The organism is Chitinophaga filiformis (assembly GCF_023100805.1).
Taxonomy (GTDB): Bacteria; Bacteroidota; Bacteroidia; order Chitinophagales; family Chitinophagaceae; genus Chitinophaga; species Chitinophaga filiformis_B.
Genome location: NZ_CP095855.1, coordinates 3544800 through 3557346, shown reverse-complemented (window position 1 = coordinate 3557346; position 12547 = coordinate 3544800). Strand labels below are relative to the sequence as shown.

General features: G+C 45.3%; 11 protein-coding genes. 7 read left to right on the top strand and 4 right to left on the bottom strand.

Features of this window, described 5'->3' with window-relative positions:
* Nucleotides 1-131: 131 nt before the first annotated feature.
* Nucleotides 132-731: a hypothetical protein gene (locus MYF79_RS14250; protein ID WP_247814640.1), complete on the top strand. Its 600-nt coding sequence runs from the start codon at nucleotides 132-134 to the stop codon at nucleotides 729-731.
* A gap of 74 nt (nucleotides 732-805) precedes the next feature.
* Here MYF79_RS14250 and MYF79_RS14245 read toward each other — a convergent pair whose 3' ends face one another.
* Complete coding sequence (locus MYF79_RS14245; protein ID WP_247814639.1) at nucleotides 806-1576, bottom strand: DJ-1/PfpI family protein; 771 nt, start codon at nucleotides 1574-1576, stop codon at nucleotides 806-808.
* Nucleotides 1577-1642: 66 nt separating this feature from the next.
* On the bottom strand, nucleotides 1643-2575 hold the full coding sequence (locus MYF79_RS14240; RefSeq protein ID WP_247814638.1) for a GlxA family transcriptional regulator: 933 nt from the start codon (nucleotides 2573-2575) through the stop codon (nucleotides 1643-1645).
* A gap of 236 nt (nucleotides 2576-2811) precedes the next feature.
* On the opposite strand from MYF79_RS14240, the gene MYF79_RS14235 reads away from it, so the two are divergent.
* Nucleotides 2812-3654 carry a hypothetical protein gene (locus MYF79_RS14235; protein WP_247814637.1) on the top strand — a complete coding sequence of 281 codons (843 nt, stop codon included), beginning with the start codon at nucleotides 2812-2814 and terminating at the stop codon, nucleotides 3652-3654.
* Nucleotides 3655-3797: 143 nt separating this feature from the next.
* On the opposite strand, the gene MYF79_RS14230 is transcribed toward MYF79_RS14235, so the two are convergent.
* Complete coding sequence (locus tag MYF79_RS14230) at nucleotides 3798-4490, bottom strand: type 1 glutamine amidotransferase domain-containing protein (RefSeq protein WP_247814636.1); 693 nt, start codon at nucleotides 4488-4490, stop codon at nucleotides 3798-3800.
* Between the two features lie 345 nt (nucleotides 4491-4835).
* On the opposite strand from MYF79_RS14230, the gene MYF79_RS14225 reads away from it, so the two are divergent.
* From MYF79_RS14225 to MYF79_RS14215, 3 genes are all read left to right on the top strand, one after another.
* A complete protein-coding gene (locus MYF79_RS14225) occupies nucleotides 4836-5357 on the top strand; it encodes a dihydrofolate reductase family protein (RefSeq protein WP_247814635.1) in 522 nt (173 codons plus the stop codon).
* A gap of 65 nt (nucleotides 5358-5422) precedes the next feature.
* On the top strand, nucleotides 5423-6409 hold the full coding sequence (locus tag MYF79_RS14220; protein WP_247814634.1) for an alpha/beta fold hydrolase: 987 nt from the start codon (nucleotides 5423-5425) through the stop codon (nucleotides 6407-6409).
* 602 nt (nucleotides 6410-7011) lie between these two features.
* The gene (locus tag MYF79_RS14215) at nucleotides 7012-9228 is read left to right on the top strand and encodes a hypothetical protein (RefSeq protein WP_247814633.1); all 2217 of its coding nucleotides are present in this window, start codon (nucleotides 7012-7014) and stop codon (nucleotides 9226-9228) included.
* Nucleotides 9229-9286: 58 nt separating this feature from the next.
* On the opposite strand, the gene MYF79_RS14210 is transcribed toward MYF79_RS14215, so the two are convergent.
* Nucleotides 9287-10006 (bottom strand): DUF3667 domain-containing protein, encoded by a 720-nt coding sequence (locus MYF79_RS14210; RefSeq protein ID WP_247814632.1) that lies wholly within the window; start codon nucleotides 10004-10006, stop codon nucleotides 9287-9289.
* A 158-nt stretch (nucleotides 10007-10164) separates the two neighbouring features.
* Between MYF79_RS14210 and MYF79_RS14205 the strand changes: the two genes are divergently transcribed.
* Together MYF79_RS14205 and MYF79_RS14200 are read left to right on the top strand one after the other, a co-directional pair.
* Entirely contained in the window at nucleotides 10165-10923 is a 759-nt protein-coding gene (locus MYF79_RS14205) for a helix-turn-helix domain-containing protein (protein ID WP_247814631.1), read from the top strand.
* A 337-nt stretch (nucleotides 10924-11260) separates the two neighbouring features.
* Entirely contained in the window at nucleotides 11261-12532 is a 1272-nt protein-coding gene (locus tag MYF79_RS14200) for an MFS transporter (RefSeq protein ID WP_247814630.1), read from the top strand.
* Nucleotides 12533-12547 lie beyond the last annotated feature (15 nt).

The window sequence follows — 12547 nt, the reverse complement described above, 5'->3', positions numbered from 1 at the left end:
TCAGACAGACCTTTTATCCGGGACTAAGCTTTCGGACATATAAATACTTAACTGTCACTCCGTGGTAACAACTGATAAACAAAGAATGCATTAAAAATAATATATATTTGACCCTTATATTAAACTCTCCTATGGACACTTTAGACATCGTGAAGATTTTAGGCACAGGCATTGCCGGATTTGGCTTTCTGCTGATGTACCTTGCGTATAAACTGATTGCCAGCCTGGTTACGCTGCCAAAAGTTAACGCCGCCATTCTTAAGATGATCAACCGCTACATGCTGGTTTGCTTCATTATGACCGTAACAGTGGGCGTATTTACATTTATGTCTACTTCCTACAAAAATGACCTGATCTCCAGCCAGGAAGCCGTGATCAAAAGCAAGGATACTGCATTGAACATCCTGACCACCTCTCAGAAAAGCAAACTGCTTGCTGACAGTGTTTCAAAAGCTACAGACAGTCAGACGATTGCCCAGGTACAATCAAGGCAAAACAGTTATCTCGACACGCTGCAGAAGTACATTGAGAGCCAGCCGAATCCGAACCAGCGCGAAAGATTTTACCGTTATAAGACTTCTATTTCCACGATCGCCGACTCATTGACAATGTCAAACGTCGACCACAAAAGAAGGGAATTCCTGAAAGAGAAGTATGTAACGCTTAACGATTCAATCAGCCGATTATCATTGAAAGTGGTGGACAACCAGGTTCCCGCCAGCAAAGAATAAGCTATTAATAATAAAGCCTGCCGCAAAGCAATGCAGCAGGCTTTATTATTTATCTTCTGAAGGCAGACCGTCTTTTACTGCTTCACAACCAACCCCTGCCCGGGTACATACTTGTCATACTCCATGTGCCTGGCAATACGCATTGCTTCAGCCTCTCCCCTCAGTTTCGCCACCAGGTGCAAGGCGCCGTCTATACCCGCAGAGATACCAGCGGTGGTGATGATACGTCCATTATCTACATAACGTACATTGGACAGTACCTTTGCTGAAGGCACCGCTTTCTGTAATGATTTAATACTGTTGTGAAAGGTTGTCACCGTAAGACTATCCAGTAAACCGGCGCGTCCCAGCACAAACGCACCGGTACATACGGAGAAATAGCCTTTCGTAGTGGCATCCCGGCTTTTGATCCAACTGATCACTTCCGGATCACCTGCGGCAACATCATCATCTCCACCGAATATGGCGAAGATATCGGCCGCCGGCGCATCCTGTATACTGTAGTCGGGATTCACTTTTAATATGCCCTGCACGGTTACCGGTGTCTTTGTTTTACCTACCGTAAATATTTTAAACCCTGCATAGGAGAATACTTCCAGGGGGCCTGCGAAATCGAGCACTTCCGTACCATTATACAGGTAGAAGCAAATACTGTATGGCTGCTGTTGTGGTACACTGGCAGTGTCACGGAGCACCAGCGTCATGCCACAATGAGGGCATATGCCCGGCTGATGATATACAATAGTGTCACATTGACCGCAGGGAGGACAAACATAGCCGGGCCCTTTTTGCTGTGCCATTCCCAATAAAGGCATGCATAACAATAAGATTAACAGATATCTCATATACAATTATTATACATGCAAATTACTGCAGGGGTAAGGTACAAAGAAGGACAAGCAGCCTGCTAATCAGGCCAATTTAGCCGTTATGCCGGCTTTCTTTGCAAGCTGGCTCAGTTGACGGGTACTGCCGATGCCACAGGTCTTAGCTACCCATGCCAGCTTCTGGCCTTCCTTCAGCAATTGGGAGGCCTTCTCTTCCCGCAGGTTACGGATGTAATCCCCAATGGTGATACCTGTGGTAGATTTGAACAGACGGGTGAGGTTCCGCGACGACATATACACCATTGCCGCCAGTTCATTGATTGTCAGCTTTGTATGCAGATGATGGGTGATATAGTCCTGCACTTCGTGTATCTGATGATTGATATGCTGCCGGTGCTGCAGATGGATGCTATGCTGGGAAGCCTGTCCGTCGCGACGGATGTAAACGACCATGTCTTTGGCCACCGTATAGGCGAATGTAGGGCCATAATGTTCTTCCACCAGGAACAGCGCCAGGTCAATGCCTGTCGAAATACCGGCGCTGGTGTAGATATTATCGCTTTTGACGAACAACCTGTTCTCTATCACCTGCAACTTAGGAAAGTGTTGCTGTAAGGCTGCGGTATACCCCCAGTGCGTTGTGCAGCTGCGTCCATCCAGGAGCCCGGCCATAGCCAGGGCAAATGCAGCCGTACAGACAGAACATACGGTAGCGCCTACAGCAGCAGCGTTTTGTAGCCAGGGGATCCATGCGCTGCCATCTGTATGACCCCATTTTGAAAGATCCATTCCTGCTACGATCACTATATCGGCAGATTGAATGTCGACAGCGTCCAGCGGCTCCACGCGGGTAAAGCCCAATCCCGAAGAAGTACCGGGTGCAGTATAGGGCGATACATATCGCAATTCATATGGGTGGCCACAACATCCTGCTTCATAAAAGACTGTGACTGCTCCTGCCAGGTCCAGCAGGTGTACGTGGTCAAACAGAAAAAATACGACACGTTTCTTTTCCATGATGCTGATCGACTTAAGATTATACGTCCCCTCCGGTAGTTTACCTCAGAGACGGCGTTTCATACACTGATGACTAACCATCATTATTGACGGAGCAAAGATATTCAACTTATCAAATACCGACCGGGGTAACAGGTCACGGGATAGAAAATGGAAAGGCGTTCATGATCTTGTTAAAAAACATTATTTTTGAAAATGTTAGCTCCGGATCATATTTTAAATCACACTCCTGACCTATGAAGTATATCATCATTGCCTTTTCAATCGGGATTGTTTCATTACTATTCTCGTGCCACCCCAAAGAAAGGAAGACTATCATTTCCAAGGTGACTGATAGTACAAAAAACACGGCACCTGACGCTGAAAAGATTGACAGCATAAGAATTGACAGTATTCTGCATGAGGCGACTGGCATTGCAGCCGCTAAGCAGGATAGCCGCTTTCAGGAAAAATATGTGGTAACACTGCCAGACAGCTCCTCCCAGGTTGAAGTTCACTTAAGCAGCGACTATTATTTTACCAAAGCACATCCGCACCTCATTATAAAAAGGTATGCGCCTTATTATACATACATCAACATCTTTGTCAAAACAGATAAAGGTCTCCAACAGGTGGCATCAAATGAGATACCCTACATGCAAGCGGAATACACCGGAGATACTATTCTTGACATCAATGGCGACCATCTGAAGGATTTTGTCGTAAACTGGTACGGCTCCAACGGTTGCTGTTTAAAGGCGTTTAGTGATGTTTATCTGCTAAGACCAGATGAGCAGTCCTTTTCACAAGGCTTTGAATTTATAAATCCAACATTTTCACCCAAAGAGCAAATCATCCGGGGAGTTTGTTATGGACATCCCGGCCAGACGGAAATGTATAAATACAAATGGAATGGAGAAGCGGTTGACACCTTAGAATATATTTACTATGAGAAAAATGAAAAAGACCAAAAGACAGGAAAACTGATTGTATCCAATAAACTACCGGACAGCGACAATTACAAGGTCTTACGACGACTAAGTGCCATTCCCGCCGAATACAACAAGATAGACGGTATTGACTGGTTTAAAGGACGTTAAACCTTGCATTTTTAACAGCTGGTGATTCAACCTTACCGGTATCTCAGATGCAGTTGTATATGAATTCTTACTCCTGTCATGTTTACGTTTCGGAATCACTATGACGCGTTTCCTGCATCAAGAATAAACAGGAATAAAAAAATTCATGACCTTGCTGCATACTCAAGTACAGTATGTGCAGCCAGGACAGATGAGGCCGGGTTTTGCCCCGTTATCAACAACCCGTCGCGGGTCACAAAAGGCAGCCAGTCCTCTCCTTTTTGAAAATTCGCTCCCCTTTCTTTCAACATATCTTCCAGGAGAAAAGGCACCACTTTTGTCAATTGCACCGCCTCTTCTTCGGAGTTGGTAAATGCTGCTACTCTTTTACCTTTAATGAGCCATTCACCATTGGGAGATTTTACATTCTTCAAGGCCACCGGAGCATGACACACCAGCGTTACGAGCTTTCCATTATTATAAAATGATTCGATCAGCCGGATGGAGTCTTTATTATCGGGAAGGTCCCACATTGGCCCATGTCCGCCCGGGTAGAAAATCGTATCGAAGTCGCTTTCCGAAACGGAGCTTAGCGTCACCGTATTGCTAAGCTTGTTCTGTGTCTCTTTATCACTATAATACCGTATCGTAGCCTCTGTCCGGTTTTCCGGCAGATCGCTTTTGGGGTCAATCGGGGCCTGCCCCCCTTTGGGTGACGCAATAACAATTTCTTTTCCCAGATCATGAAATGTGTAATAGGGAGCAGCAAACTCCTCAATCCACAGACCTGTCTTTTTACCGGTATCGCCTAATTCATCATGAGACGTAACAACGAACAGAATTTTGCCGATTTTCATAATTGCTGATTTTAGGTCATTATATTATTTTACTAAAGTCGGGGCCTGGTTACGGGCCTTTACTCCTGCCGGCAGGATTGTCCACTGGTGACTTCCACCCTGCTTAAAAAATGCCTGTGAAAGCTATTTAAATCTCACCCCAGGTGACGCAATTTCCCTGTCGTAATTTTACCAAACACTTTATCTTGAAAATTGTTTTACAGCGAACCATCGTATTCCTCCTCAGTATTCCCGGGCAGATGTCTCAAATTGCCCCTTATATGTCTTTTATACGGCGGATGATTTCGTTTTCAGACCAATACTTTTGCTATTACAATAAGATTCATAATAATAAAAGCTTACAAAATGGAAATCATTATTTATCTCGCCGCTTCTGCCAATGGATTGATCAGTAACGACAGGAACGTACCTGATTGGTTGTCGCCGGAATACGGACAAGGATTTATGGCAATCGCGCAGCAAACACAAGCCGTGATCATGGGGAAAACAACATACAATATCCTGTCGCCCAACTACCTGCCGCTAAAAGATACTGGTTCCCTCGTGGTACTGACACATGACACAAAGGCCACACCTTCCCAATCCAATGTATTGTTCACCAGCGATAGCCCGGAAAAGATCATCGCAGATCTCGTTGCCAAAGGACACACCAAAGCGGTGATCATTGGCGGTACGCAAACCGTAAGTGCATTTATCAGAAAGGGATTGGTAAATGAAATCATCCTCGTAGTAGAACCAGTGCTGTTCGGCAAAGGATTACCGCTGGTGAACGATGTAGAGGCTGAATATCAGCTGGCATTGCTTGATGTGAAAAGACTAAATGACAACACCGTTCAATTGCATTATGTGGTAAAAGGTCAGCATTAAGATCGTTTACAGAGCAGGTTAAACTTTCCATTTTTCTTTAACTTCGATCCATTCAAACAAGCCGTATGGATTCATTTGTTAAAAAATCAGTCATTGTTTTGGTATTTTTGTTGACCGGCAACAATATACTTCCTGCCCAGGTAAAAAAAATGGAACAACACAAAGCAATCAGCGCTTCCCCGGAAACTGTCAATGCAATTGCCTACAAGACACTTGTCATTGGTAACTATAATATTTTTTACAGGGAAGGCGGGGCTAAGAACAAAACAACAATTCTCTTTCTACATGGCTTTCCCTCCTCTTCGCGCATGTGGCAACCACTCCTGGAAGATCTGTCAAACGATTATCATGTGATTGCACCTGACTATATTGGATTTGGACATAGTAGTCAGCCTGCGGCTGATAGCTTTAATTATACCTTTGACAATCTGGCGGCCTATATCGATCAGTTCATTGAAAAACTGTCGCTGGAAAAGTTCATATTGGTACAACAGGATTATGGTGGCCCCATTGGCATGCGCGTAGCGGAGAAAAACCCAGGGAAGATACAGGCCATCATCATCCAGAATGCGGTCAGTCATATGGAAGGGCTTTCTCCCTTATGGGATGCCAGGAAGGCATTCTGGGCCAACAAAGAACAAAATTACGCTATTGTAAAGAAGAACTTCATCAGCTTTGAAGCTACAAAGCAAAGGCACATCGGCAGTACGCCTACCCCCGAAAAGATCGATCCCGATACCTATACAGATGAATTCCTTTTCCTGAACAAGCCGGGCATGGCTGACATCCAGCTAAACTTATTTTATGATTATCAGAACAACGTCAGGTCATATCCTAAATGGCAAAAATGGATGAGAGAGCATCAGCCCAAAATGCAGGTGATATGGGGGAAATACGACCCTTCTTTTACAGTGGCGGGCGCATGGAAATACAAAGACGATGTACCGGAAGCAGAAGTGCATATAGTCGAGGGAGGGCACTTTGCCTTAGATGAAGCAAAACCGGTTATTGTAACCTTGATGCGCGATTTCCTGAAAAGAGTATCAAAGTAAACGAAAAGGCTACCTGAAGCAGTCTTTTCATAAATCAGGACATGGATGACATAGCCAGATCGACAGTTGGGCGCATATGCCGCTGTTGCAAGCCCTCATTTTCAACCAGTGTAAACTATATATTGCTCCATTCCCGAAACTGGTTCCAAACGGTAAACTGTTACTGACTATTCCGCTAGTCCCAAGCTATAGCGGATGCCGTTACCTGCATTCAGCAATACCTTGCTATATGCTATTGGTATACTTTTAGGTGATATCATTACGTAAAAAAAGCTGTTCGGGAACAATTGGTATTTATAGCCCCCTGAGCTGTCCAGACTGTCAGTGGCTTCGCGAACTACAATGTTGGCGGGCGCATAATGCCTGCACTTGCAGATATCAAATGATGAAGCCGGCCAATAAATATGGTACTGGCCTGTTCATATAAACCATTCATCATTAAGCCGGCTGAGGTACATTATGCGCATAAATAACCACACTGCATAAGTAAACCAGTGATCGAACAGATACATACTTTACATGCACTTAGCGATAGCGCCAGTGCGTGATAACAGTATGGATATATAGCAGCGGAATTTTAAATGAAGTAAAAGTAATTCACTATGAGTAAAGTATTATCCACATGGGCAGTAGCCGCCTCACATTATTTTGCCAGTGATGAAAAGCTGGAGCTCTATAAAGCAGAAACAGGCGCTTTTTCGTTTCAGGTCTATGCGGCCCCTGATTCCATATGGATAGCAGTAAGCCAGGAAACAGGAGCACAGGTGATGTTCAGGGCAGCTTTCAGCCACGGCGGACATTTAATGGTGCAATCCTGCAGCGAAACAGCTAATGGTGTTGACGTTGTAACAACTACCCCCTCAGGAAAGCAAACGACACATATTACCATCAACAAAGGCGCTCAAACAGTATTACATTATCAGACAACGTTCACCCCTGCTGTTTCGTTGTTCATTCCTTTCTGGCCCCGCGATATCATTGTATCCTCGATAGACAATAAGCCTGAATATACAGAAGGCGATCTGCACGTTAAACAGGCCGGCACCCGCTCAGGCCTGGTGTATTTTACAGAAAGAGAGCCGGCATTTGGCGCAGTATTATACCTGCAAAATCTGACATCATTAGCATCATATAACGACGTAACCGGCACCTCCGCAAGAGAACTTGTAGGCGGGCAATGGCCTGAAATGGGGGTGATGTTGCCCCCCACTACTGACAAACCCCTGCCTGCAAACATACCATTCGTCGTAAATGATGCCTATGTAACATTCGATACCAATATCGCCCGGACAGATACAGACATGATCAAACAGTTCCTGGATATGCTCGCGGCGGTGTATCTGGCAATGCCCCGGCCTGCCACCAGTTACAAACATTGGCCGGACATTCTTGAGAATGGACTGCGTGATCTGGATAACCATGGTTGCTGGACATACATAGGGGGCAAAAGATACCTCAATGCGTATCTCTGCGACTACAAAACTCCACCGGAAGTGATGGTGCAACTGGCAGTAATGTTACCCCTGGTGGATTATAAAGAATGGACAGGGAAACAATTGCCGGTTATCCAGGAGATCTCAGAAACATTGGATCAATTCTATAATCCTGATCTGAAGACAATGATGAGGTGGCTACCTGCCGTTGCAGACAGCCTTGAGGGAGAAGAGGAACAAAAGATGCCGCTCACAATGGATTCATGGTATCTGCATCATCCATTGCTGAATCTCTCCAGGCTGGCTGCCCGGGGTGATAAAGAGGCTGAAAAGCTCTTTTTGAACTCTCTTGGTTTCGCAATACGTGTAGCGAAGCATTTTAACTATCATTGGCCTGTGTTCTATAAGATGGATACACTTGAAGTACTAAAGGCGGAGACACAACCAGGCAAAGGCGGAGAGAAAGATGTTGCCGGTTTGTATGCGCATATTATGTTACAGGCATATGAACTAACCGGTAAAAAGGAATACCTGGAGGAAGCGGAAAATGCCGCAAAATCGCTTGCAGGACTTGGTTTCGACCTGTTCTATCAGGCTAACAATACAGCATTCAGTGCCAAGGCGCTGCTCAAACTGTGGAAAATAACCGGCAATCAGCAATACCTTGATCTAAGTTTTACCTGCCTTGCCAACATCTTCCGTAATGTACAGTTATGGGATTGTAATTATGGTTACGGGAAACATCACCGGACTTTCTTTGCTTTGTTTCCTTTGAACGATGCGCCTTACACAGCAGCGTACGAGGAGTCTGAGGTTTTTTGCACTCTTAATGAGTATATCAACCTGGCGGACGGCGCTCCTGTGCCAGCATCAGTCCGCCTCTTAATCGGTGAGTATATCCGCTATCTGATAGACCGGGCATGCTACTACTATCCGCCTATGTTACCGGACGAAATGTTATCAAAAGATATCAAAACCGGAGAGCTTGACAGGAACCTGTGGATAGTACTGGAAGATATACACGATGGTTGGGAACAGTCCGGATCTGTAGGCCAGGAAGTGTATGGCGCTGGTAATGCATTTGGTATTGTGCCAAGGCATTACTTCCGGATACCGGGCGCTGACTTTTGTATTTTTGTAGATTACCCCGTATTGCACTTCAAAACATCTGAAGAGCAGTGCGTATCATTTGATGTACAGGGAAGCAGGCAGATCAACTGTCGCCTCGTCATAGTAAAAGCAGGAGACGCGGACCTGCCTCATTTCACGTTCGAATTACAAGGGGAGGAAATTGCACTGGAAGGAACCCCGCTTACCGGCGGGCATTTTGAATACGCAATTGCAGGTGATCAGCATGTTGAGATCAGGTGGCAGTATACGCCTTAAACTTTCGTTCAGCGCCGCAGGTTGTTGCAGGAGAATAGCAAAGGTAATATCAGATGATCTATTTAAGCTTTGTCAATGAATCTATTAAAAAGCCCAGCAGGAAAGCAGTCATGAAAAATGATATCATTCCTAGCAAATAAGCAATGGCGGCAAACAGGTAGCTGGCAATCTTCCCGCTGCTAAAAAACTGACCGATAGCCCATGAGCAATAAATAAGCGTTACCGCTCCTGCGATATTTGCAAGGTGCAGGCCTGTAGTTCCTTCAACCAGCGCAAATATGCCTAACAACAACATGCCTGTCCCCATCACGAAACATAGCATGATCAGTATTTCGAAGAAATTGTAACTGCTTTTCCTATATATCAGTTTCAGCCATAACCCGATGAAGCCCCCCATGATAATGTTTGCATAACCATAATGGTTCTCAATCCATGACATGATGTTGCTGGTAGCTGAATGGGGCTGGCTATGGACGCCCTCCTGATACCTGTAAAGGTGAAAAAAATGACTGATGACCGAATAGATCAGAGACGTGATGATGATATAGATCACCGGTTTAATCAGTCTGCTCCTGTCATCGATTATAAAAGTCCTTATATTCTTCCCCGGCCGGAGCAACATTGATTGGATAGTATACAGTATACCCTTCTCAAAATGCAGGACATGTTGTATTTCGTGGACAATATAATGAGCGTCCACTCTTTTCAAAATGACAGGCGTACCACAATGGCCGCAATAATTGGCTGATATACTTTGGTTACAATTTCTACAGTTCATTGAAAAGGGCAATTAAGGGTCAGCAGAATAGCTGAACAATTTCGCAGTATTAGTCTCCGAAAAGTCCATACCATCCCGTCTTTCTGTCAAAAGTGAAATAAAAAAATTTGCGAAACCCTACACTTGAGTGTAATTTTATGCCCGTTTAATACCCGTGCATGAAAGAGGAACCCAGGTCTGGTCTATTAACCAAAAATAAATTAGGAGAAATTCAGCCCCCGGACAGAGGAGAACAGCATTACCTGGAGGTGGTCAAAGCATTTGCACGTCTGACCTACGAAAGTGTGTATCTGATCGATTATACTAACCTCTCATTTGAATACGTATCGGACAACCCCCTGTTCCTTTGCGGCTATACGGCGGAAGAGGTACTCCAACTGGGCTATGAGTTTTATTTCCGCCATGTTCCGGAAAAAGACCTGGAATTACTGAACCTCATCAATGAGGCAGGATTCGATTTTTATGCCGGGGTCCCTGTGGATGAGCGAAAACTTTACAGCATTACTTATGATTTCCACCTGATCCATAAAGACGGCAAGCACATCCTGATCAATCATAAACTGACCCCGCTTTTCCTCACCCAGGATGGAAGGTTGTGGAAGTCTATGTGTATTGTGTCGCTCTCCCATCATCAATCGCCGGGAAATGTTCGTATCTATAAACAAGGGTCTGCCGAGATGTGGGAACTGGTGGCAGGAAAGAAGATATGGCGTAAATCAGAAAAACCTACGCTAAGCGAGCGGGAAACAGAAGTTTTACGACTACACGCCCAGGGACTCTCCATTAATCAGATCGCAGAAAAGATCTTTGTGGCCCCTGACACCGTTAAATATTACCGGAGGAGAATATTCGAGCGCCTTGAGGTAAATAACATAGTCGAAGCCCTGTCATATGCAGTGAATAGCAAGCTCCTGTAACCGGAGATCTATAGATCCGGGCTAAAAATATCTGCGCTGCATCTAAAATTCATATTAAATTTATACAAACTATAATATTTCGGGGCATTTCTCATTTAATTATGAGAAAAGTCTCGCTTCTTTTTGTAATTTAATCCGGCGGACTACGACGGGGTTAATGCCCCGTAAGAAATATCCCTACGGATACCAGCGAACAGCTGGAAACATCCATTTTTGATCATTCCATGGAATATGAAGAACATATGATACCAGAGACTAACGTAAAGACGGCACCACGGACATTGAAAGAACAAGGCGCCAAACCATAATTTTTTTATTATCCTCCAAAACCACGTATATGCAAAACATTCAAACGAATAAGTTATTCTGGGCAAGCTGCCTGGCATTGTTAGTAACATCTCTTTCCTTTGGTATCCGCGCAGGGATTATGAACCAGTTAGGGGTAGACTTCCAGCTGAACGCAACCCAGCTGGCCAGCATTACCGCTACCGCCTTCTGGGGTTTTCCACTGGCCATGGTCATTGGTGGTTTTATAGTTGACATTATCGGTATGAAACGCCTGCTTGTCATTGCTTTTCTTTTCCACCTGGCCGGCATTGCCCTTACCATTTTTGCACAGGGTTACTGGACGCTGTTTTTCTCTACCCTGCTGATCGGTATTGCCAATGGTACCGTGGAGGCGGCCTGTAATCCGTTGGTAGCCGCGCTTTATCCCAAGGAAAAGACAACGAGGCTAAACTATTTTCACCTTTGGTTTCCCGGAGGTATCGTGATCGGCACCCTGGTGGTGACCTTGTTTGTCAAGCTAAACCTGGGCTGGCAACTGCAGGTGGCTACTATGCTGGTTCCTACCCTGATCTATGGTTTCCTGTTTTCACGGCTTCATTTTCCGCCTACTGAAAGGGTTGCATCCGGTTATTCCAGCAGTGACATGTACATGGCGGTACTCACGCCACTGTTCATCTTCATGCTCATTTGTATGTTTATGACGGCCATTACTGAACTTTTCACCGGTCAATGGATAGGCCTACTGCTGAAAAATGTAACCGACAATGCGTTGCTGCTACTGACACTGACAACTGGTATCATGGTTGTTGGCCGTGCCTTCGCCAAGCCGATCGTCAAAAAGCTGGCACCGCAGGGTGTTCTCCTGTTTTCGGCCATTTTCGCCGCTATAGGGCTTTATATGCTTAGCACCTTTACAGGAAGTTCTGTATTCTTCGCTGCCCTGATATTCGGTATCGGCGTATGTTACTTCTGGCCAACCATGATCGGTTTTGTTGCCGAGAATATCCCGCAATCCGGAGCGTTGGGCCTTAACCTGATGGGGGGCGCAGGGATGTTCGCCGTATCTATATACACTATGTTTATGGGAGGGTTTTATGATGGTCTGATCGTTAAGTACCTCCCTGCAGGCGCAAGTCTCGGTACTTATGTAGCTGCGGCAGAAGGAACGCCTGAAGCTGCCGCACTGAACCAGGCAAAGAACCTTGCAGGTCCTGAAGTATTACGGGTTACTTTAGTGCTGCCAATTATACTGATCGTCGCATTTACAGGGCTGGTAGTTTACATGAGATCCAGGAAATCCAAGGAACTCGCCGCTGCATAGGCTACCTGACAGGAC

Bases quoted from the DNA above. Each gene is read 5' to 3' on its own strand.
- MYF79_RS14230 (WP_247814636.1), bottom strand. From the start codon at position 4,490: ATGAAAATCGGCAAAATTCTGTTCGTTGTTACGTCTCATGATGAATTA.
- MYF79_RS14245 (WP_247814639.1), bottom strand. From the start codon at position 1,576: ATGAGATATCTGTTAATCTTATTGTTATGCATGCCTTTATTGGGAATG.
- MYF79_RS14200 (WP_247814630.1), top strand. From the start codon at position 11,261: ATGCAAAACATTCAAACGAATAAGTTATTCTGGGCAAGCTGCCTGGCA.
- MYF79_RS14210 (WP_247814632.1), bottom strand. From the start codon at position 10,006: ATGAACTGTAGAAATTGTAACCAAAGTATATCAGCCAATTATTGCGGC.
- MYF79_RS14215 (WP_247814633.1), top strand. From the start codon at position 7,012: ATGAGTAAAGTATTATCCACATGGGCAGTAGCCGCCTCACATTATTTT.
- MYF79_RS14235 (WP_247814637.1), top strand. From the start codon at position 2,812: ATGAAGTATATCATCATTGCCTTTTCAATCGGGATTGTTTCATTACTA.
- MYF79_RS14225 (WP_247814635.1), top strand. From the start codon at position 4,836: ATGGAAATCATTATTTATCTCGCCGCTTCTGCCAATGGATTGATCAGT.
- MYF79_RS14220 (WP_247814634.1), top strand. From the start codon at position 5,423: ATGGATTCATTTGTTAAAAAATCAGTCATTGTTTTGGTATTTTTGTTG.
- MYF79_RS14250 (WP_247814640.1), top strand. From the start codon at position 132: ATGGACACTTTAGACATCGTGAAGATTTTAGGCACAGGCATTGCCGGA.
- MYF79_RS14205 (WP_247814631.1), top strand. From the start codon at position 10,165: ATGAAAGAGGAACCCAGGTCTGGTCTATTAACCAAAAATAAATTAGGA.
- MYF79_RS14240 (WP_247814638.1), bottom strand. From the start codon at position 2,575: ATGGAAAAGAAACGTGTCGTATTTTTTCTGTTTGACCACGTACACCTG.